The 20,275-nt window shown below is 42.8% G+C and carries 27 protein-coding genes and 2 tRNA genes; all 29 read left to right on the top strand.

Annotated features, from left to right (window positions below; translation table 11 throughout):
* Positions 1-131: 131 nt before the first annotated feature.
* The 29 genes from D081_RS09355 to D081_RS09225 all read left to right on the top strand — a co-directional run bounded on the left by D081_RS09355 (position 132) and on the right by D081_RS09225 (position 20,274).
* Positions 132-1,094 (top strand): AraC family transcriptional regulator, encoded by a 963-nt coding sequence (locus D081_RS09355; RefSeq protein ID WP_085023922.1) that lies wholly within the window; start codon positions 132-134, stop codon positions 1,092-1,094.
* Between the two features lie 121 nt (positions 1,095-1,215).
* The gene (locus tag D081_RS09350; RefSeq protein ID WP_085023921.1) at positions 1,216-1,428 is read left to right on the top strand and encodes a 50S ribosomal protein L9; all 213 of its coding nucleotides are present in this window, start codon (positions 1,216-1,218) and stop codon (positions 1,426-1,428) included.
* Between the two features lie 94 nt (positions 1,429-1,522).
* Positions 1,523-2,029, top strand: coding sequence for an HMA2 domain-containing protein (locus tag D081_RS12950; RefSeq protein WP_233127470.1), 507 nt, complete (start codon positions 1,523-1,525; stop codon positions 2,027-2,029).
* A 4-nt stretch (positions 2,030-2,033) separates the two neighbouring features.
* The gene (locus D081_RS09340; protein WP_085023920.1) at positions 2,034-2,663 is read left to right on the top strand and encodes an HMA2 domain-containing protein; all 630 of its coding nucleotides are present in this window, start codon (positions 2,034-2,036) and stop codon (positions 2,661-2,663) included.
* Entirely contained in the window at positions 2,663-4,744 is a 2,082-nt protein-coding gene (locus D081_RS09335) for a cation-translocating P-type ATPase (protein ID WP_085023919.1), read from the top strand. The genes D081_RS09340 and D081_RS09335 overlap by 1 nt, the downstream gene beginning before the upstream one ends.
* A 100-nt stretch (positions 4,745-4,844) precedes the next feature.
* On the top strand, positions 4,845-5,189 hold the full coding sequence (locus D081_RS09330; protein WP_085023918.1) for an Hpt domain-containing protein: 345 nt from the start codon (positions 4,845-4,847) through the stop codon (positions 5,187-5,189).
* A gap of 84 nt (positions 5,190-5,273) precedes the next feature.
* Positions 5,274-5,350, top strand: a tRNA-Pro gene (locus D081_RS09325).
* Positions 5,351-5,359: 9 nt separating this feature from the next.
* Positions 5,360-5,436, top strand: a tRNA-Arg gene (locus D081_RS09320).
* A 186-nt stretch (positions 5,437-5,622) separates the two neighbouring features.
* The gene (locus D081_RS09315; protein ID WP_085023917.1) at positions 5,623-6,786 is read left to right on the top strand and encodes a tyrosine-type recombinase/integrase; all 1,164 of its coding nucleotides are present in this window, start codon (positions 5,623-5,625) and stop codon (positions 6,784-6,786) included.
* 367 nt (positions 6,787-7,153) lie between these two features.
* On the top strand, positions 7,154-7,435 hold the full coding sequence (locus D081_RS09310) for a hypothetical protein (protein WP_085023916.1): 282 nt from the start codon (positions 7,154-7,156) through the stop codon (positions 7,433-7,435).
* Entirely contained in the window at positions 7,435-9,030 is a 1,596-nt protein-coding gene (locus D081_RS09305; protein WP_085023915.1) for a hypothetical protein, read from the top strand. The genes D081_RS09310 and D081_RS09305 overlap by 1 nt, the downstream gene beginning before the upstream one ends.
* 833 nt (positions 9,031-9,863) lie before the next feature.
* Positions 9,864-10,313, top strand: coding sequence for a hypothetical protein (locus D081_RS09300; RefSeq protein ID WP_143272183.1), 450 nt, complete (start codon positions 9,864-9,866; stop codon positions 10,311-10,313).
* A 304-nt stretch (positions 10,314-10,617) separates the two neighbouring features.
* Entirely contained in the window at positions 10,618-10,944 is a 327-nt protein-coding gene (locus tag D081_RS09295; protein WP_085023913.1) for a hypothetical protein, read from the top strand.
* Positions 10,945-10,957: 13 nt separating this feature from the next.
* Complete coding sequence (locus tag D081_RS09290) at positions 10,958-11,203, top strand: hypothetical protein (protein WP_085023912.1); 246 nt, start codon at positions 10,958-10,960, stop codon at positions 11,201-11,203.
* A gap of 16 nt (positions 11,204-11,219) precedes the next feature.
* Positions 11,220-11,342, top strand: coding sequence for a hypothetical protein (locus D081_RS13025; protein ID WP_255375010.1), 123 nt, complete (start codon positions 11,220-11,222; stop codon positions 11,340-11,342).
* Between the two features lie 636 nt (positions 11,343-11,978).
* The gene (locus D081_RS09285) at positions 11,979-12,518 is read left to right on the top strand and encodes an HNH endonuclease signature motif containing protein (RefSeq protein ID WP_085023911.1); all 540 of its coding nucleotides are present in this window, start codon (positions 11,979-11,981) and stop codon (positions 12,516-12,518) included.
* Positions 12,519-12,692 (top strand): hypothetical protein, encoded by a 174-nt coding sequence (locus tag D081_RS12670; protein ID WP_158087623.1) that lies wholly within the window; start codon positions 12,519-12,521, stop codon positions 12,690-12,692.
* Positions 12,692-13,072, top strand: a complete 381-nt coding sequence (locus D081_RS09280; protein ID WP_085023910.1) for an ECF-type sigma factor — start codon at positions 12,692-12,694, stop codon at positions 13,070-13,072. Before D081_RS12670 ends, D081_RS09280 begins: the two co-directional genes overlap by 1 nt.
* Positions 13,069-13,305: a hypothetical protein gene (locus tag D081_RS09275; RefSeq protein ID WP_085023909.1), complete on the top strand. Its 237-nt coding sequence runs from the start codon at positions 13,069-13,071 to the stop codon at positions 13,303-13,305. The genes D081_RS09280 and D081_RS09275 overlap by 4 nt, the downstream gene beginning before the upstream one ends.
* Before the next feature lie 97 nt (positions 13,306-13,402).
* Positions 13,403-13,786 carry an HNH endonuclease gene (locus D081_RS13105; RefSeq protein WP_085023908.1) on the top strand — a complete coding sequence of 128 codons (384 nt, stop codon included), beginning with the start codon at positions 13,403-13,405 and terminating at the stop codon, positions 13,784-13,786.
* A gap of 94 nt (positions 13,787-13,880) precedes the next feature.
* Positions 13,881-14,333 (top strand): P27 family phage terminase small subunit, encoded by a 453-nt coding sequence (locus tag D081_RS09265; RefSeq protein WP_085023907.1) that lies wholly within the window; start codon positions 13,881-13,883, stop codon positions 14,331-14,333.
* Positions 14,323-16,011, top strand: a complete 1,689-nt coding sequence (locus D081_RS09260; protein ID WP_085023906.1) for a terminase large subunit — start codon at positions 14,323-14,325, stop codon at positions 16,009-16,011. The genes D081_RS09265 and D081_RS09260 overlap by 11 nt, the downstream gene beginning before the upstream one ends.
* 17 nt (positions 16,012-16,028) lie before the next feature.
* On the top strand, positions 16,029-17,240 hold the full coding sequence (locus D081_RS09255; protein ID WP_085023905.1) for a phage portal protein: 1,212 nt from the start codon (positions 16,029-16,031) through the stop codon (positions 17,238-17,240).
* A complete protein-coding gene (locus D081_RS09250; RefSeq protein WP_085023904.1) occupies positions 17,241-17,867 on the top strand; it encodes an HK97 family phage prohead protease in 627 nt (208 codons plus the stop codon). It abuts the gene before it with no gap.
* 51 nt (positions 17,868-17,918) lie between these two features.
* A complete protein-coding gene (locus D081_RS09245; RefSeq protein WP_158087622.1) occupies positions 17,919-19,052 on the top strand; it encodes a phage major capsid protein in 1,134 nt (377 codons plus the stop codon).
* 13 nt (positions 19,053-19,065) lie between these two features.
* Positions 19,066-19,293 (top strand): hypothetical protein, encoded by a 228-nt coding sequence (locus D081_RS09240; protein ID WP_085023902.1) that lies wholly within the window; start codon positions 19,066-19,068, stop codon positions 19,291-19,293.
* A gap of 6 nt (positions 19,294-19,299) precedes the next feature.
* The gene (locus D081_RS13100; protein WP_085023901.1) at positions 19,300-19,587 is read left to right on the top strand and encodes a head-tail connector protein; all 288 of its coding nucleotides are present in this window, start codon (positions 19,300-19,302) and stop codon (positions 19,585-19,587) included.
* A gap of 13 nt (positions 19,588-19,600) precedes the next feature.
* The gene (locus D081_RS09230; protein ID WP_158087621.1) at positions 19,601-19,915 is read left to right on the top strand and encodes a phage head closure protein; all 315 of its coding nucleotides are present in this window, start codon (positions 19,601-19,603) and stop codon (positions 19,913-19,915) included.
* Positions 19,915-20,274 (top strand): HK97-gp10 family putative phage morphogenesis protein, encoded by a 360-nt coding sequence (locus D081_RS09225; RefSeq protein ID WP_143272182.1) that lies wholly within the window; start codon positions 19,915-19,917, stop codon positions 20,272-20,274. Before D081_RS09230 ends, D081_RS09225 begins: the two co-directional genes overlap by 1 nt.
* Position 20,275: the final 1 nt, after the last annotated feature.

Here is a 20,275-nt window from a genome sequence, read left to right as displayed (position 1 = left end):
AGCTGTTTTTGAGATAGTTCTTTTTTTGTGTGTTTTTAGGTAATAAAAATAAACTGGACGTAAAAATATGACTTCTGTATAATATTGATTATGATAGTAATTATTAAAATCAACAAACAAGAGAGAAAGTCATGGTTAAGGAAAGATTTACAAAGGAAGTTGGCCGTAGCGGCTTTAGTATAGACAAGACAATGACACAGGAGGTGCGTTTTCTTCGTGAGGAGAAAAACGGTTCCAGAAGCTCCCTGTGTTATTATGAAATTTTGCCGGGTATAGATATTGTGTATAACAGCATTCGTTCTGGTTCTGGATCTGAGACACAGTATAAAAATGACGGGAAAAAGGTTATTGAGCTGAATTTCTGTCTTGAGGGCTGTTTTCAGTGTCAGGTGAATGGTAAAGCTTTTTCTTTGTCGGAAGGGGAAATTGAGGCTCATTTGTGGGGGATTCCCAAAAAGGATGCCCAATTTATTAATAATGAGTACAGAGGAGTATCTTTACTGATTGATCCGGAAGGAATTGGAAGGAAGCTTCATGAAATGTTTCCAAAGTTCAATAGCCATTTGAATACCCTGATGGAGGGCATTAAGCGGAATGATGGCATCATACGGATAAAGTCCAGCTCGGCAATTATAAGGGCTTTTCAGGAAATCTACAAGATTGACCCGGTAACGCAACAGTATTTTTTGCAGCTTAAAGTATTGGAGGTTTTGGGCTTGATACAGACTATGCCTATATCCTCCACGATTGAAAAGGTTTACTACAGCTATAAGGATATTGATAAGGTTAAGGCCATTCATCAAAGAGTGGCGGCAGAGCCTGAAAAGCATTATTCCCTGTCGGAATTGGCGACAGAATATAGTATTGGCAAAACCACGTTGCAGAAATGCTTTAAGGAAATCTACGGCAAGTCATATTATTCTTATTTTAAGCACCTTAGAATGAGACAGGCCCTAAATTATCTGGAGGAGGGAAAGCTAAGTATTGTGGAAATTGCCGGAAAGCTTGGCTACGGTAATCCCAGCAAGTTTGCGGCGGCCTTTCGCTCCGTTTATGGTGTGGCTCCCCGAGATTTTAAGATAATTAATCTTTAATGAACAAACGGGTCGTTAATGTTTTTTTGGAGCGGAAACAGACAATAAAAATGGGTACAATTATTTACAGCAGTATAAAGAGTATTGCATTAAAACCAATGAAAGTAAGGGGGACAAGTTAATGTTTCAGAAAACAGATTTTTGGATTGGTTTGGCAGTAGGTGCAGTTGCAGGTATTTTTGGCTATCGCTTCATGCAGGAGCGTGAGCAGCAGATGGCGGCTATGCAGCAGTCCATGGTTCCAGCTGGTCAGATACCTTTGGCTGAGCTTCAGCGTCAGAAGGAAGAGCTTGAGGACATGATTGCAGCTCAGGAAGCAGCTCAGGCTGAGTAATTCTGTGTTTAGGTGGAGGTTGCTTTGGAATATCTGGAGCAGCCTCCTTCTTGTTATTGGACAAAAACTCGTTTTGCTGTAGGAGATGAGCAGGATGGAGATACATAATATTAAGGATTATATAAAGAATACGCCGCTATCAATGCCGTTGGGCATTACAGCCCTTGGTACGGCTGCTTCGCTGTGGCTGGGCAACAAGCGTATACATGCCATGTGCGGTATGCTGTGGCTGGGAGTATCCGCTGTGCACACCTGGCAGCATTGCAGCAAGGTAAGACAAGATGCGGCGAAGGTGGTAGAAAAAATGGGTATAATGGATGTTTTAAATCTTCCGAAGAGTAAATTGGATTTGTTTGTGCGCACTGTGGAGGTATCCTCCTATATTCCGGGACGGGTACGCCTCTACAGCAAGGCACTAATCAACAACAAGGCAAAGTGTCAGCAGGTGCTGGATTATCTGCAGGGAATTAATGAATTGGATGATGTGAAGGTAAATGAGGTTACCGGTTCTATCCTGATTTTGTACACCCCTCAGATATTGCGCAGCAACAAGGAATTGATACGTGCGGAAGAATATATAAAAACCCACGTGAGGAGGTAATCAGATGTCATTTATGTCTGGGATTATGATGGGAGCTGCCATTGGGCGTAATATTCACGAAATAATTGGCGGCAAAAAGCGTTGGAAGGGGGGCGCAGATGGCAGAAGACTCAATGCTGGCAGATGTAAAAGCAATCAGGCCAGTGTGGAGAATTTTGCTTTGGTAAGTAAATTGCCCGGTCGGCGTCGCTATCGTATAGCATCTTTGATAAACAATTCAGCCTTGTCTGCAATGCTGGAAAAAAAGTTAAAGGAAGAAAAGCACATTTCCAGGGTGGAGGTCAATTCCCTCACTGGCAGTGTTTTGCTGATACACTCAATGGATGAGGGTGCTTTGGATTTATTGATGGAAAGGGTAAAAAATAGAATTATGCCTCAAAGCAGTTATTGTGGTTGCGGACAGGGCAATTGGGGGAGGAATCCTGTTTTGTATGCTGCCAACTGGCATAATACGGCAAATTCCATCAACAATCAGGTGCGAAGTCTGACTTACGGCTGGTTTGATTTACCTACACTTCTGTCGGTGTTCTTTTTAATTCGCGGTCTGCGGAAGATGCTGTTATATGGCCAGCGTCCTTCCGGGCCTACCATGGTCTGGTGGGCACTGCATATGATGAAAGGAAGGAAGCACTGATGGCTTTTTACTGTTATAGTACAAAATTAGGGGCCAGACTGTCCCAGCCGGACAGCAGAATGTTATGTGTGCGCCTAAGAGCCATGCGGGGAATAGTTTCTGCTGTCGTGGAGGGAACAGAACTAAAAATCTGGTACAGGGGCGTATTTCCGTCATTTCAGGTCAAGGCTCTTATAGACAATGTAATGGCATCCTACAAAAAGCAGGACGATGTGCAGGACATGGCGGATTATCGCAGGGAGGCTATTTTGTCTGTCAGCAGCTTTATTGCCATGCAGCTTTTAAAAAAGGCTTCTCCGGCGGCTTTTGCCAGTGTTAAGCTGCTGCGCAGCGCACTGATCCTCTACATTGCCCGCAATTTTATCAAGAATGGTGTCACCGGCCTGGTTCGGGATAACCGTCCCAATGCAGATACTTTGACAGCAACTGCTGTGGTGGCATCTGTACTGGCCGGCAAGCCGGAATCCAGTCTCAGCCTGCTGGCACTGTCCAATGGTGCCGAGATGCTGACCAGCTATGCGGCGGAAAAGGCCCGGGGGCATATTTCCGGTCTGTTAAATCTCAATCAACCTTATGTCTGGCTGGTGGATGATGGTGTGGAAAGAAAGGTCCCTGTAAAGGAAATCAAGGCGGGGGATATTATTGCTGCCCATACAGGAGAAAAGATCTGTATTGACGGCCAGGTGCTGTCGGGAACGGCCGCCATAAATCAGGCTTCCATTACCGGTGAGTCTGCTCCTGCCATGAAGAAAAAAGGCCTGCCGGTATATGCGGGCAGTGTGGTAGAGGCTGGCGAAGTCATTATAAAGGTAGAAAAGGTAGGAGATGATACCTCCCTTGCCCACGTTGTGCATTTGGTGGAAGAAGCCCAGACCCGCCGGGCCCCAGTGCAGAATTTTGCCGATACCATGGCAAATCTGCTGGTGCCGATTTCTTTCCTTGGTGCGGCCATAGTATACGGTGCCACCAGAGATTGGCAGAGGGTATTGAATCTTCTGTTTATTGATTTCTCCTGTGGTCTTAAGCTGTCCACAGCCACAGCCATTTCTGCAGCCATTGGTGCGGCTGCCAGAAAGGGTATACTTGTAAAGGGCGGTAACTACATTGAGGCTCTTGCAGAGACCGACACTGTGGTGCTGGACAAAACAGGTACCATTACTGTAGGTGTGCCTCAGGTTTCATCTATCCTTACAGCGGATAAGGTGGACGAAAAGGAATTGCTGCTGTTGGCTGCCTCGGCAGAGCACCATTCAGTGCATCCTTTGGCAGTGGCTATTCAAAAATACGTGAAGGACAAGGAATGGACCGTGCCACAGCACAAGTCATCCAAAACCATTGTGGCCCGTGGCATGACAGCCGTTGTTCCGGACTTTGAGGAATATACCGGCGGTGAGGTACTGGTAGGCAGTGCCAAGCTGATGCAGGAGCGAAAAGTGTCCGGCATGGAGCAGATAACCGTGGAGGATATTACCATGGGCTATATCTATGTGGCCCGTGATGGTGAGCTTTTGGGAGCCATTGGCATAAAAGATCCTATCCGTCCACTAATGAAAAAGACCTTGAATCAGATGCGCCGTTATGGTGTGGATGAGGTGGTAATGCTGACCGGTGATTCCAAGACTGTGGCCAGCGAGGTGGCAAGGGATATGGATATTGATGCCTATCACGCGGAAGTCTTGCCGGAGGATAAGGCCAACCATGTAATGAAGCTGAAGAAACGTGGAACCGTAATGATGGTGGGAGATGGCATAAATGATGCGCCTGCCTTGGCCTTTGCCCATGTAGGTGTTACCTTGGGGGGACGCCAGACAGATTTGGCTGCGGAATCCTCTGCGGTGACCATCCGTTCTGAGGACCCGACCAGATTGATTGAAGCACTGCAGCTGGGCAGAAAGACCATGGATTTGATTCACCAGAATTTTACCGCAACCATTATGGTAAATTCTGCGGCCATGCTTCTGGGTGCCCTGGGCGTTATAAACCCTTTGTGGTCGGCAGTCATTCATAATACAGCCACTCTGGCAGTGGTGTTAAACAGTGCCCGTATACTGGCACCGGAGAAAAAACGAATAGTTGCGTAATTAATCTTTGCTTCTTTACTATGTGTAAAAGATGGTGTATTCTATAAATAAGTATTAGCGGTAGATAGCAATCATTTTTTACTATAAAGGAGAGAGGCTTATGTCAACTTTAACAGATAGCTTGAAATCCATGGGATGCGGTATTGATGAGGCTATGGCCAGATTTTTGAATAATGAGGCATTCTATGAGAAGTGCTTTAAGAAATTTTTGGATGATACCGTATTTGAGGGCTTGGGGGCGGCTCTGTCCACTCAAAGCGTGGAAGATGGCTTCAGCATGGCTCACAATCTGAAGGGTGTAAGTGCCAATCTGGGTATTACTCCTATGTATGAAATTGTGGCAGCCCTGACCGAGGAACTGAGAGCCGGCAGTATGCCTGCCGATGCCATGGACAGATACCAGGAGATTTTAAAGATGCGTGATGATTTAAAGCGTCTGGTTTAATCGTAAAAAATATAAAAAGTTGTTGACATGAATGGTTATTTAGTGTAGTATATTCAGTGTTGACGCGTTAAGCGCCAACACGATCGGGGCATGGCTCAGTTTGGTAGAGCACCTGGCTTGGGACCAGGGGGTCGCAGGTTCGAATCCTGCTGCTCCGACCATTTTTATTTGCGACAGTAGCTCAGTTGGATAGAGCAACGGCCTTCTAAGCCGTGGGTCGGGGGTTCGAATCCCTCCTGTCGCACCATAGAGAAATAAAGGGCTAGAGAGATTTTAGAAAATCTTCTTTAGCCCTTATTTTTATGTCAGTTTGCATTTTTTGCCGCGAGGTTTTAACCACGGAAAAAGGCCTTTTCTCTATCCCACTGAGCAACCATCGCATCTGCTCCTGAATAATTATCCAAAAAAGAGGACAAAAAAGGGGCTGATTAGTTTGCATATTTTGACTTTGACTACAGGAACAATCAATCAGAGGAAAGACCGCCGATATGTGGGACAGTTTGTTATTACTTACGCCGACGGGTGCAAAGAGCGTAAGACCGTTACAGACATGAGCCGTAAAAAGTGCCTTGCCAAAATGAAGAAGTTAAAAGAGGAAATACTTTTACAGGCCACTGAACACAGCGAAGACAAGCCCGTTAAGGATATGAGGAAAAGCGGGGCTTATAAGGCTAGTTATATTTATTATTTATTGAATGATTGGATGGAAGAAAAGAAGCATATAGAGGGGCTTGAAGAACATACCCTATGGAGTCATGAGCAACGCATTAAACACGACCTTAAACCGTGGTTTGGGAATTTGAAAGCCAAAGAAATAACCACTCAGAACATAATACAGTTGTATGAGTATTTGAGCAAAGAGCGGAATTTATCCGCAGAAACTATTCATAAGATAGGAGCAGTTATCAATAACAGTTTCAAGAAATTATGTAGAGATGGTATAGTTGCAGTTAATCCTACTGAGCATATAAAACTACCTAAGATTGTTGTAGAGGAAAAGAAACCACTTACACAGGAAGAAATTAAGCTGTTACTAGACACCGCCAAGGAATATAACGAACGGCCAACAACACAGACCAAGAACATTTATATGTTCTTACGCCTTGCCATTGTAAGCGGGTGCAGACGTGGGGAGCTTTGCGGGCTACATTGGCAAGAGGTAGATTTTAAGAATAATACTATAAATATCAAGTATTCATTGGAGGAATCGGGAAGCGGTAAATGCAGGCTGAAAGCCCCAAAGACCGACAAACCACGGGTTATTGCTATTCCTGCTGACGTTATGCAGGAATTGAAAGAGTTTAAAAAGTATTCTTCAGGCAGTGTTGTTTTCCGTTCTAAGCTTGACCCTGACAAGCCACAAGCACCAAGCAATATTAGCAGAGCTTTTGAAAAAGTAAGACAGTTGGCCGATTTATCACACATTACAATACATTTATTGCGTCATACCCATCTGTCAATATTGGCACAGAATAACGTTGATATACGCACTATAGCTCAGAGAGCAGGCCACCACAACATACAGACTACCATGAGATATATTCACTCCAATTCTGAATTAGACCAACAGGCAGCCGCGTTATTTTCCAATCTCTAACCAACATATCTTTTTTTACCATTTTGGGGGCTTTTAGCCCCTTTTTCTTTGCCATCTTTTCCCCCCTTTGCTTATTTCCCAATGATTTAGTACCACCCCCAAACCCTCAAAAATAGCAAAAATCGACAAATACCCCTGTCAGCTCACTAGGCCCCGCTGGCGGGGTTTTTTGATGCTCTAATACAAATACCTTACTAACCACCATAGAACCTAACACGAAACAACTGGCGGGGCCGTCAATAGTGGTTTGAACGTTTTAAAATGGGGGAGAATGAGGAAATAATTTTGAATTTTCGCGGTATTTAGTTTACAGAACCGACAGGAAATCAATATACCAATACAGAGATTATTTTAAGGGGGTGCATATATGCACATTTTAGAAGTGCTCAAAAAAATGGATGAAATAACCACGGCAATTATCGACACGGAAAGCGAAGAAAAAAACATATTGTACAGCGACCAATTACAGGACATTTATCAGGATTTACAGGCCTTTTATCCGCAAATGGTGGCCAATGCTGCTGAATATAAGCTGATAAGCGATTTTTTGGCCTATGACCTGATAGACGTTGACGAAATCGACATAGATATATATATGTTTGGTGGCAGATTGTTAGAGCTCATCCTTGCTTTTGAGGGGGTGCAGTAGTGCAGGAATTGACAGAGCAGTTTTTTTCTTTGCTTGGAAAAGACATAACAACAGAACAATATTATTATATGGCCAAGCATAAAGACGGCGAAAAATTTGAACAACACAAGAGCAAGAGAATAAAGGATATATTACAGGCGAAAAGACGTCCAAAGAATGTATGGTTTGCCGTGAATGATTTCTATTACATTTACAAGACCATTCACACGCCATATAACACCGAATTTTCATATAGATGGTATGACCGCAAGGCCGATAATACAAGACGTTTTAACAGCTTCTATTGTGATATAGACTTTCACGACAACAACGGCCAACACCTACAGGCTAATGAATTGCAGACCAAGAAACAAGCTATATATACCAAGCTTATGAGTTTACCCCTTGCCCCGTCTGCCCTTGTTGAATCAAGGAATGGTTGGCATGTATATTATGTTATCTCTATCAATGACCGCGAGGGATTAAGCCTTGACGCTTGGAACAAGCAAGAGCAAGGCATACAGGCCTTTATGTTGGCCAACGTATCAGAGGATGTTGACACCAAAGCCAAGGATGCATCCCGCGTTCTGAGAGTGCCCGAAACAGTGCACAAGAAGGACGACTCAGAGCCGTTTTTGATTCAGGTTCGTTATGTTTCCAAGGCCTACACCATGCTAGAGCTGCAGGAAGCTTTTCCACCTGTTACACAGCCACAGGCCAAAGAAAAGAAGGAAAAGAAAAAGCCTGTTAAGGCTGAAAAGGTGGCTAATAGTAACGAGGTAATACGCAACATATACAGGCTGAATGATTCATACTTCTCATATATTACCCCCTTGAATATTTCCCTTGATTGGCCTGAAGCTATAGAAGCGTTGTGCAGTGTTGACCTTTTGGACTTCTTGCAGATTCAGGCCAATGTGGGAGAGGCTTTTTCTAGTATTCTCAGACAAGACAAGCATCCATCATGTAATATTGGTATCAAGGATAATACATATCTTTACCATGATTACGGCACGGGGCAAACGTTCAATATTCTACAGCTTGTTTCCTACGTTTCAGGCGTGCAATTTACTAAGGCCGTCAAGTGGCTTGCGAAGGTTTACGGCCTGCACATCAAGGACACTTTCCAAAGCTCCAAGACACCGATACAACCATTAATAGAGGCCAATATATCAGTTATCAAGCAAGTAGCAAGACAACAAGGGCTAGGCTATGTGGGTAAGCTTTTACCGCTCTATCAGGTTATTATGGAGATATGGAAGAAGCAGACACAGGAAAAGGGGTTTAATAATCCCTCAGATTGCAACATACAACTTAGTAGCAGATATTTGGCAGAGGTGACAGGCAAGCAACGCAAGGCCATCAAAAGACACCTGTACAGCTTGGAAGCCCTTGGAATTATTAAGGCCATAGAGAGCAAGTCTAATATGGAATTGTACGGCCATAAGGCCAATACATACGTTATACAGCCGTTACAAGTTGACCAATTAGCCAAGACAGCCAACGAATTATTAGAATTTGAACCACGGCCATTAACAGACATGACCGCGGAAAAATGTTTAATTTTCTTGTGTTCTCGTATAGGTTGGAATGTAGAAGAATTCAAGGCGGGTTGATTTTCCCGCCTTTTCTCTTTTCTTACAATCCTTTAGTTGGCTAAAGAAATGACCCCTATATCATATATTAATATATATTATTATTTTTTTCTTTTTCTTTGTTATCTATATCTATTTCTATAACTATAACTATAGATATATCAAGAAATAAAGAGATATAAAGGATAAGAGAAGAAAAGAGCCCCCGCCGGGCCGACAGGCAGAGGCGAAGGGGCACACAGAAAACAAGAGAAAAAGCTAGTATTTACAAGGGGTTGGGTGCAAAAAGTAAAAAGTAACTCAGAAAGTAATATTTTTACCGTTTGTTTTTATATATTGGGTAGAAAGTAAATATAATACTAGAAAGTAAATTTTCAAAAAGTAAAAAGTAAAAAGTAAGAGGTGCAAAAAAATAATGAAAAAAATCTGTAGTCTGTATAACCAATGGTATAACATACGAATCCGCCAAGGAAGCAGGCCAAGCCCTACATATTGACGCGGGAAACATAACAAAAGTCTGCAAGGGCAAACTTAAACAGGCAGGGGGCTTTATTTTCAAGTATGCAGAAAGTAACGGCCAAAAAGTAAAAAGTAACAATGTAGAAAGTAATTCAAAAAGTAACAACATTGAAAAAGTAAAAAGTAACAGCTTGGAAAATAATTTCCAACAAGTAAAAAGTAACAGTAATTCAGAAAGTAACACAAGACCCGCCACGATCCAGGCCCACCACCTTGAACAATTTCGCAACGTCCTGACCGCTCAGACCCTAGAAGCCCTGCAACATACCAACCTTACTGTTATTGACTTATTGGCTACAGACATACAGGCCTACCGCCAACGCGTTAAAGCAGAGTTGAAAAAATGGAAATATGGCAAGCAGGCAGAGGAAAACACCAAGCCTGCTGTTATTCAGGAAGAACCAACCAAGCAGGAAGCCCCGAATTGTTGGGCATCGTTGGAGATTGAAGAAGAACCAACACCAACCAAGCAGGAATCTCCGATTATTGCAGAGGCCAAACAACAAGACCCTGACGACGATTGGGAAAGGGCGTGGGATAATATGAAGCCTGAGGAATACTTGACCCCGCAACAGCTTGTGGAATGGCAGAAACAAGAAGCCAAGCGGGCAGAGGAAGCCACCAAGCCTGCTGTTATTGCAGAACCACAGGAACAAGGCCAAAAATACAACTTCCCTAAGATTGACCCCGCTACCTTATCAGAAGAAGAACGGGAATCAAGACGGCGGGCAGGCGTGCCATTAGACCACGATTTGCAGGATTATAACGACGGTTGGGATGATTAACAGCAAGAATACAAAAGTTATTTAAAAACATTAAAAATCAAACCCGCGACAACTGCGAAGCCACAAAAACAGCTAGAAGCCTTGATATATAAAGGCTTTTGGCGTGTTATAGGCCGTTTTTAAAATCCTGTAAACGCAGTAAAATGTCAACACCATTTTAAAAGTTTAAGTTTAAGTTTATGTATTCTTAATTAATATTAAAAAATATGGCCAAAAACCTAAAAAATATTTGACATGACAGGCCAAAAATGTTAATATATGTACAACAAATCAATCTATATTATATTAGCGAGGTGTAAAACAAATGGACGCAGGATGTATTAATATTACGAATTTATCAACTTATTGTGATATTCCTTTGCCAAAAATGAAGGAAATTCTCATAGCGGGTGGAGTGTATGAGAATGAGTGCTTTGGCCATTGGACACGAGAGAGAATCACAAAATGGAAAAAGGGGAAAAATTATCCAACTGTATATTGGATAAATTCTTTCCAATACGATTGGGAAAAATTGGAAAAAGATTTTAAAGCCGATTATATGCGGTATAAACAGGGCGTTGGCAGAAGCAGAAAAGCCAAGCGATTTTTCGAGCTTGCAGGCCATGAGATTATCCGAGAACAAGGAATTTAAAGGGGGTGAAAAATTGTATCTAACTATCACACAGATGGCAGAGGAATTGGACATACCACACAACAAACTGAAAGAAATCCTCATAGCGGGCGACATATATAAGAATGACGCGGGCTTTGGGGTGTTCAACCCTCAGAGATTCTACTATAATCTCGAACGCGTCAAGCAAGACTTGGCCGAAAACTATGAGGTATATACCAAGGCCGTGGGCAAGAGCCGAAAAACCAAACTGTTTTATATACGCAATTTTGGCCTGTAATTAAGGGGGCGACAACATGAACCTAGAACAAGCATTAGAAAGTATTCTCCAAGAGGAATTGGAAGAATCATACCAACGTATTCTAGCTAGACAGCAACAGCAAGAGAAGCAAGAAGAAACCAACCAAGGGCAAGACTAACACAGCTCTACAGCACGGCGGGATAAGAAAAACCAACACATTACAACTATTCACAACGTCACAATGTATCTAGCCACCAAGCCACCAAGCGTACTGCACGCAACACGGCACAAGGCAACAAAGCACGATACACCCGACACCAAGAACCACAATAACAGCAGGGAACATCCCGCCATGCTTAGATAGATTGACAATAGAATATAGAGAAAAAGAAAAAAGGATAGGCACAAAAATGTCTATCCTTATTTTTTTTGCCCTTTTTTTAGCCATTCACACCAAACGGCCAAAAAAGCAAATAGCAGCCATGTTTGCCCACGCTCAGAGGGGCCAGAATGGCCACCAGCGGCACAAAGCGGCTCCACGATAGTTTGTACGTTTATTTTGCTTGCGTCGAAAACATCATTTACCCAGCAAAAAGCATATTTTATTTATATTTATTAATTCGAATCAAACACGGCTTATAAAATGATGGTTAATCGAAAATTATACAAAATAATTTATTAGCTAATTTCCTATACCTTCTCAACCCTTGAAAATAAAGGCTTTCAGAGGGGGGTTATATTTCTTTGTCCAAACTCTATTTATTTTTTAGAAACGGCCAAGAGGCCAATAAAAAATAAATGGAGTTGAAACGAAATGACACTAGATATTAATGGAAAGCAGATATTAATTAGCGACTCGGATGCAGAAAGAGTATCACAGCATAGATGGCGCGAACATGGCAAGGGTTATCTCTATACCTACATGCGGATAGGCGGAAAAACCAAAAAAGTCTACTTGCATAGGTTCATTCTAGGAGTCCATGACAAGAGCGACGGCCTACAAGTAGACCATAAAAACCGAAACCCTAGAGATAACAGGCGCGAGAACCTCAGACTTGTATCACAGGCCGTCAATCTCAGAAACCTGTCCATAACAGCCCCAACGTCTACAGGGTTCAGAAATATATACAGAGCGGGGAAAAAGTATGTTGTGCAGGCACGGTGGAATGGAAAGACCAAGACTTTTGGACGGTTCGCGACAATCGCAGAGGCACTAGAAAAAAAGATAGAAATATGGGCTGAATTGTTCGGCCTAGATATTCGCGAGGACGTATACCGCGCCACAATGGAACAACACGGCCTAGACAAAGAGCTTCAAAGCTATGTGTTACAAGCCTTGCAGGGGGTGGCGTAAATGACAACAACACTTTTAATATTTTCTGCAATTCTTGTAATTATCTCCATATATCGGGGAGTACAGGCCAAAAAGGAAATACAGAGATTGAAGCAACAGAACAAGGCCATAGAACAACGCCTGAAATACTGCAAGCAAGTCATTAAAGCCCTTCATAATCGGGGGTGTAAGTAATGGCGAAACATAGCGGAATAAATAGTACAGGAAATTATTCAGCAGCCGGCTGCGTAAAAAAAGAAATACGAAGCACCTGTAATTATGACTATGAATATTCGCCCGATTCAATCATACGAGCAATAGAGCACAAGGCAGAAATAATAAGCAATCGCAACAACGGAAGCTTTCAGGCCTGCGAATTATTGCTTGATATAGAAATGTATGAGGCCATGTACCTGGATCGAGAGCAACGCGAACTAATCCGCCTGCGATATGTTGACGGCCTAGAGCTAGGGGAGATAGCAAAAAAGAAGCATTGTAATAGGTGCACAATAGCCCGACAGTTGGCAGGGATAAGAAAAGATATAACAGACGGCTTGGAGAGTGAAGAACTGTGACTTATAATCCATTCCAAAAAATCAAGAGTGCAGAGAATTATTCAGAGAAAGAAATATTGGAACTGTTGGAAAGTGCTAGTAATTCATATCTCTATGATTATCTGATAGACAGGCTGTATTTTTACAGGCCAAATAAAAAGAACAATACTGTAAAAGACTATTCCATACTTACAGCCCGCCAATATATGGACAGGCTAAAAAGAGAGAAAAAAATATCCGAAAAATGCACATGAGGCCTGATTCTAACGTATTAATATATGAGAGATAAAATAAAAAACAAAGGATAGACACAAGAGCGTCTATCCTTATTTCTTTTGGAGATATAAAACGATGTTGAAAGCGTGCAGTTATTGTGGGCGAATTCACAGAGCAGGCGAAGCGTGCCCAAACAAACCACAAAGAACATATAAGAAGAACAACAGCCAAGAATCACAATTCAGGAACACAGGCCGATGGAAACGGGCAAGGGAAGAAATAAAGAAAAGGGATAAATACTTGTGTAGATTATGCCTTGCCAACGGCCATATAACAACAAATAACTTGGAAGTACATCACATAATCAAGATACGACAAGACAGCACACAAGCACTAGAACCTAGTAATCTAATAACCTTGTGCACTGCTTGTCATAACCTTGTAGAGAACGAGCCAAAATACATTGAAACGTTGCAAGAGCTAACACAACAGCCTGTAAACATCCCCCCCACGGGTTAAAATAATGCGTTGGGCAAAAAAAGGAACACCGACAGCAACTAGTCAAAATCTTATTTATTCCCTTAATAAAACTTAAACATTGAGAGGTGAGAGCATGGCAAGACCCGCCAAACCAACCAAGACCACAAGGAAACACCTGACCAAGGCCGAAAAAGCCACAAGAGAAGCTATAGAAAATCTAATAACTGACGGCTTGCCTGACACTCCACCTGAAGAATTCTCACAGCAAAGACAGACCATATATAGCTTTATTGTGGAGATATTAAGGCCTACAGGCTTATTAAAATCAATAGACTATCAGACAATCAAACAGGCCTGTATCATAATAGACCGCCTGAATCAAGTCAACACACTCATAGACCAAGCAGGCCTAGACACCAAACTTCTAAGAACACAAGAACAACTAATAAAACAATATTGGAAGGTAACAGACCTCTTGTGCATGTCCCCACAAGCCCGCGCCAAGGTGGGCGCGATGGTGGCGAACCAAGAGGAACAAAAAGACCCATTGGCCGAAATACTAGAAGGGCTAGAAAATGAGGAATAACAAGGCCTATAAATACGCCTGTGACGTAGTGGCGGGTAAAATCCCCGCGCCTCGATATGTGAAAAAGCAGTGTAAAGAATTCATACATATAGCCAACGGCCAAGACCCAAAATACATGATAGACGGCCATAAGGTGGCAGTAATAGAAAAGCTATTAAAACTCTTGATAATGCCTAAAGGCCTGAAAGCAGGCCAAACGGTGTATAACTGCCTATTGGGTTTTCAGTGGCTTATGATTGTGGCCGTATTATGCACCGTCCACAGGGAGAACAAAAAGAAAAGACGCTATGAAACGGCGGTGCTAGAAATTGCTAGAAAAAATGGTAAAACGTTCTTGGTCGCTGTATTATTCTTGGTTCTATTCTTCATTGAACCGCGATTATCAAAGTTTTACAGCGTCGCACCTGACGGCCAATTATCGCGAGAGGTAAAGACCGCCATACAAGACATAATCTCAATGAGTCCCGCACTAAATGGCCTGTATCAAGGCAAACAGAAATTCAAGCTTCTCAGAGATAGTATAACCTGCAACCTGACTAACAATTCTTATTATCCCTTGAACTTTTCAACCTCGCGACTAGATGGAAAATTGCCCGCGGTATGGGTAGCGGATGAGGTGGGCGCACTAACAAGCCCGTACCCCTTGGACGCTATGCGAAGTGGCCAATTAACAATCCTCAACAAACTTGGATTCATAATCTCTACGAAATACCCGACGGCCTCAAACCCATTCGAAACGGAGCTAGATTACGCAAAAAAAATCTTGGACGGAACAATCAAAAATGACACGGTATTCGGGCTGTTATATGAACCTGACCGCACAAGATCCTGGGCCGATAATGACGACATACTCAGACATTCCAACCCATTAGCCCTAGAAATCCAAGAGGTTTGGGATGACCTAATAAAAAAGCGCAAAGAAGCGGTGGAAGTCCCTGCCCGCCGTGAAAATTTCTTATGTAAACACTGCAATATAATCGCACAAAACACAGCAGAGTCATATATAAACGTATCAAAGCTCCAAGCCTGTAGGACAGACACGCCAATAAACTGGGCAGGCCGTCAGGTATATGTGGGGCTAGACTTATCAATGAGTAACGATAACACGGCCGTGACCTTCCTGACCTATGACGAATATGGGAAACTGCTTATAAAACCTATGTGTTTTATCCCTGCTGACCGTATAGCGGAAAAGAACGCCTTGGAAAAGATAAATTATAACCAATTCATACAGGCGGGAAACTGCATCCCTTGTGGTGGCTCTGTAATAGACTATTCAACTGTTGAAGAATACATACTAGGCCTTGAAAAACAATACAATGTCAAAATAGCAGGCGTGGGCTATGACCGCTATAACGCCCTTTCCTCAGTTGTAAAGCTAGAAAAAGCAGGCCTTCAATGTGTGGAAATTCGCCAACATAGCAGTATATTACACGCTCCGACCAAGTTACTTAAAGAGTTAGTGGAGCAAGGAAAAATCATATATGAAACCAACCCATTGTATGAGATTAATTTCCAAAATTGCCGATGCCAATATGATTCAAATATGAATAGATATATAAACAAAAAGAAGTCAAACGGGAAAATAGATATGGTAATAGCGACACTAAACGCCCTATATCTCGCACAACAAAACGAAATAAACCAAGCCAGTCAAGATTGGGCAGTACAAACCTAAAAGGGGGTGAAAAATAATTGTTAAACCGATTAAAAAACCTATGGACAAAAGAACAACGCAACGAAGAAGCTCAGGCCTTGTCTGACGTATTATTAGGCCGTGCAAGCTCTGAAGCCATGACAAAGGAAAAGGCGTTAAATATTCCCGCTGTTTCTGCTTCTATTGAATTTATCGCGGGAACTGTTTCAGGCCTGCCCGTGAAACTCTATGAGAACCAAGGCGGGAACGTCCAAGAAGTAACAGACGATTACCGCCTGAAATTACTGAACCAAGAAACGGGCGACACTTTGGATTCTAGACAAATGAAAAAAGCCTTAATCACTGATATGTTGTTACTGGGGGAAAGTTACACCTATATCAAGCACGACAGAAACAACATAACAGGCCTATTCTACATAGAGCCTAGCTATGTAAGTATCTTGAAGGGTGTAGACCCGATAAAAAAGGCCGTCAAGATATACATAAACGGCCAAGAGTACCCTGATTATGAAATACTCAGAATAACCCGCAACACCGCGGATGGGGTAACAGGTCAAGGGATTATAGACACAAATCCATTGTTACTCATGGCCTGCTATAACGCCTTGAATTATGAAAACAAAAGCATAAGCACCGGGACAAAGCGGGGCTTCCTCAAATCCGCCTACAAGCTAGACAAGGCCAAGATGGACGCTCTAAAATCTGCATGGCGTAAGCTATATTCTAATGACGCAAATTCCTCAAATGTCATGGTCTTAAATGATGGGATTTCTTTCCAAGAGGCCTCTGTTAGCTCTGCCGAAAATCAGCTAAACGAAAACAAAAAAAGTAATAGTGAGCTGATATATCAACTCTTTGGCTTGTCTAGCTCATTATTCGATGGGAGCAAAGGAAGCAGAGATACCTATATAAACAGCATAAAGACGGGGGTTCTGCCTGTCGTGTCTGCCTTAGAAAATGCGCTGAATAAATTCCTGCTTCTTGAAAAAGAAAAAGGCCTGCTATTCTTCAAAGTGGACAGCTCAGAGATATTAAAAACTACACAGCAGGAACGCTATACAGCCTATAACCTAGCCTTGCAAGGCGGGTGGATGACACCTGACGAAGTGAGAAAAGCGGAAAACTTGCCTGCTATGGGCTTGGAATTCCTCAAAATGTCATTAGGTAATACCTTGTATTATCCGCAGACAAAGCAACTATACACCCCAAACACCAATACATTACAACACATTGAAGGGGGTGAAAAGTAAATGAAAGTAGAAATCAGAAACAATTCTGCCCGTATATGCGGGTATGTAAATGTAGTAGGCCGTGAATCCCGTGTACTGCATGACGCAACAGGCGAATTCGTGGAGATAGTAAAGCCTCACACATTCCAACACGCCTTGGAGAAAAATGAAATTGGCCTAATGTTCAACCACAAAAGACAGCTAGAACCAATAACAATGGAGCTACATGAAGACGCTATAGGCCTGTATGCAGATATTGTCTTAAATGATTCTGAGATTATCGAAAAGGCCAAGAACCAAGAACTACAGGGATGGTCGTTTGGGTTCTATAACCCCCGCGACGAATGGACAACCCGCCAAGAAGACGGGATGCGAATACGAAAAATCTCAGACTTAACCCTTGAAGAAATCTCTATCTTAGATTGTACACCCGCGTATATAGCTACCTCTATAGAGGTTCGCGACGGCCAAGAATCATTAAAAGAATACCGCCAAAGCCAAGAACCTGTAACAGTACAGGAACAAACAGAAAAGCCAACATTGGCAGATATAGCCGACAGCGTGGCGGATGCACCGCCTGACATGTCGGGCTTTCAAACCTTAAAAAAGAAATATGAATACTACAAAACCAAGACTGCTATTAACTAGCGGTCTTTTATTATGCAAAAAAATAACAAAAAAATATGGAGTGATAAGCAAATGAATATGAAACAGTTAATTGAACGTCGTAATGAATTGGTAGAGAACATGGACGGCCTTTTTTCCAAGGTAGAAACAGAAAAGCGTGCCATGAACGACGAAGAAAACAACACCTACAACGAGATTATGAAGGAAATTCAGGCCATTGACGAAACCTTGGCAAAGATTAAGGAAGCTATGTCCGTAAAGGAAAATAGCGAACCACAGGCAGTTGAAGCAGACGACGAAGCAGACAAAGAGGAAAGAGCCTTTGTTTCCTTTATTCGCACCAAGGAAGCACGCGACGCAATGAGCGCGGGCGACAACGGCGCAGTAATCCCTCAGAGCGTGGCTAACAGAATTATCGAAACAGTAAAGAACATTGCGCCTGTATATGAACTTGCAAGCAAGTTTTCCGCAAAGGGTAAGTTGGTTTTCCCTGTATATGACGAATCCGCGGACAAGGTAACAACTGCTTATGCAACTGAATTCACCGCGCTCAATAGCTCTAGTGGTAAATTCGTTTCCATTTCCCTTGGTGGCCACTTGGCAGGAAGCCTGACCAAGATTTCCAAGAGCTTGATTAATAACAGCGAATTCGACTTACTCAGTTATGTTGTGAACAAGATGTCCGAATCTATCGCCCGTTTCTTGGAGCATGAATTGCTTCTTGGCGAAGGCGGCGACGACAAAATGACAGGCGTACTCACTGACGAAAACACCCCTGTAGTAACAGCTGCTGCCGCAGCCGCTATTTCTGCGGATGACCTTGTAAAGGTACAGGTAGAAGTACCTCAGGTATATCAGAATGATGCAGTATGGGTAATGAACAAAAGCACCCTCTTGGCAGTAAGAACCTTGAAGGACGGGGAAAATAGATACCTCTTGAATGAAGACCTTACAGCTCCATTCGGATATTCTCTGCTTGGCCATCCTGTATACATTAGCGACAATATGCCATCTATTGAAGCAAAGGCAAAGCCTGTAATTTATGGCGACTTTTCAGGCCTCTATGTAAATGTAAGACCAAATGTAGAAGTACAAGTAATGCATGAAAAGTACGCGGATGAGCACGCCATCGGTGTAATCGGTTGGATTGAAGCAGATTCCCGTGTAGTAGAAAAGCAGAAACTTGCTGTTCTCAAGATGGCCTAAGAGGTGTTAAACCATGACTTATAGAGTATTAGTAAGTTATGGCGGTAAAGTCAACGCGACAGCGGGGCAGACAGTAGAATATACAAACAAAGCTATTGTAAATGACTTGTTGAACGCGGGCTATATTGAAGAAATCAAGGGGGCAGAAAAAAACACTGCCCCTAAATCCTCTACAGAAAAGCCAAGCACCGCCACAACTAAAGCACCAACCAAGAAAAGAGCAACCAAAAAAGAGGGCTGATGCATCATGAAGGTATCAGACATTGACATAACAACACTAAAGAATTATCTCAGAGTAGATAGCGACCAAGACGACACACTACTACAACATATCCTGCAAGCCTCTGTGGAATTCTGCCAAAGCTACACAGGCCTAGACCTTGCAGACCTAGACAACTACTCAGATATTCCCTTGGCTGTATTGGCCTTATGTGCAGATATGTATGAGAATAGAGAGTACATCACGGATAGAGCAACCACCACAAACCCTACAGTTATACAAATCTTACATTCTCATTGTAATAATTTTCTCTAGGGGGTGGCCACTAATGAAAATAGGAAAAATGCGCTACCGCGTAATAATCCAATATCCTAGCGACACCGTGGACGACTACGGAAACGCCTGCGACGGGTGGGAAAATCTCTGTACAGTATGGGCAGACATAACGCCATTAAATGGCCGTGAATACTTTCAGGCTATGCAAGCAACCTCAGAAACCACCTATAAAATCTATATTCGCTACATAGACGGTATATCCCCAAAAATGCGAGCCGTTCACAATAACCAAGTATATGAGATTCAGGCCGTGTTGGCAGACCAACGCAAGGGCTACACAACGCTCATGTGTAAAGGGGTGGAGTAATGGCGAAAAGTAAGAATATATCCTCAAAAGCCTTGGAAGCATTGGGAGAGAATATACAAAGCTCTGTTAAATCCACCCTGAAGGATTGTGGCGAAATGCTTGTAAATGAAGCCAAAAGCAGATGCCCAGTAGATACAGGTAGGCTCAGAGATAGTATTCACATGGAAGCCAAGGCAAAGGGAACAAAGATACAAGTAGTAGCAGATGCGACGGACAACGAGGGCAGGGCGTATGGCAAGATTGTTGAATTTTCGCCATTAATCAACAGGCCTTTTTTATACCCCGCGTTAGACGCGTTGCGCTCAGAGATAAAAGATAAATTGATTCAGGCCGTTCGTGATGGCCTTAAAGGGGGGTAAC

The organism is Anaerovibrio sp. JC8, assembly GCF_002100115.1.
GTDB lineage: Bacteria > Bacillota > Negativicutes > Selenomonadales > Selenomonadaceae > Anaerovibrio.
Note: the sequence above shows the minus strand (reverse complement) of the source record. Positions and strands in the feature narration are given on the sequence as shown.

Coding starts and splice junctions, on each gene's coding strand:
- D081_RS09355 (WP_085023922.1), top strand. CDS start 132: ATGGTTAAGGAAAGATTTACAAAGGAAGTTGGCCGTAGCGGCTTTAGT.
- D081_RS09350 (WP_085023921.1), top strand. CDS start 1,216: ATGTTTCAGAAAACAGATTTTTGGATTGGTTTGGCAGTAGGTGCAGTT.
- D081_RS12950 (WP_233127470.1), top strand. CDS start 1,523: ATGGAGATACATAATATTAAGGATTATATAAAGAATACGCCGCTATCA.
- D081_RS09340 (WP_085023920.1), top strand. CDS start 2,034: ATGTCATTTATGTCTGGGATTATGATGGGAGCTGCCATTGGGCGTAAT.
- D081_RS09335 (WP_085023919.1), top strand. CDS start 2,663: ATGGCTTTTTACTGTTATAGTACAAAATTAGGGGCCAGACTGTCCCAG.
- D081_RS09330 (WP_085023918.1), top strand. CDS start 4,845: ATGTCAACTTTAACAGATAGCTTGAAATCCATGGGATGCGGTATTGAT.
- D081_RS09310 (WP_085023916.1), top strand. CDS start 7,154: ATGCACATTTTAGAAGTGCTCAAAAAAATGGATGAAATAACCACGGCA.
- D081_RS09295 (WP_085023913.1), top strand. CDS start 10,618: ATGGACGCAGGATGTATTAATATTACGAATTTATCAACTTATTGTGAT.
- D081_RS13025 (WP_255375010.1), top strand. CDS start 11,220: ATGAACCTAGAACAAGCATTAGAAAGTATTCTCCAAGAGGAATTGGAA.
- D081_RS09285 (WP_085023911.1), top strand. CDS start 11,979: ATGACACTAGATATTAATGGAAAGCAGATATTAATTAGCGACTCGGAT.
- D081_RS12670 (WP_158087623.1), top strand. CDS start 12,519: ATGACAACAACACTTTTAATATTTTCTGCAATTCTTGTAATTATCTCC.
- D081_RS09280 (WP_085023910.1), top strand. CDS start 12,692: ATGGCGAAACATAGCGGAATAAATAGTACAGGAAATTATTCAGCAGCC.
- D081_RS13105 (WP_085023908.1), top strand. CDS start 13,403: ATGTTGAAAGCGTGCAGTTATTGTGGGCGAATTCACAGAGCAGGCGAA.
- D081_RS09265 (WP_085023907.1), top strand. CDS start 13,881: ATGGCAAGACCCGCCAAACCAACCAAGACCACAAGGAAACACCTGACC.
- D081_RS09260 (WP_085023906.1), top strand. CDS start 14,323: ATGAGGAATAACAAGGCCTATAAATACGCCTGTGACGTAGTGGCGGGT.
- D081_RS09250 (WP_085023904.1), top strand. CDS start 17,241: ATGAAAGTAGAAATCAGAAACAATTCTGCCCGTATATGCGGGTATGTA.
- D081_RS09245 (WP_158087622.1), top strand. CDS start 17,919: ATGAATATGAAACAGTTAATTGAACGTCGTAATGAATTGGTAGAGAAC.
- D081_RS09240 (WP_085023902.1), top strand. CDS start 19,066: ATGACTTATAGAGTATTAGTAAGTTATGGCGGTAAAGTCAACGCGACA.
- D081_RS13100 (WP_085023901.1), top strand. CDS start 19,300: ATGAAGGTATCAGACATTGACATAACAACACTAAAGAATTATCTCAGA.
- D081_RS09230 (WP_158087621.1), top strand. CDS start 19,601: ATGAAAATAGGAAAAATGCGCTACCGCGTAATAATCCAATATCCTAGC.
- D081_RS09225 (WP_143272182.1), top strand. CDS start 19,915: ATGGCGAAAAGTAAGAATATATCCTCAAAAGCCTTGGAAGCATTGGGA.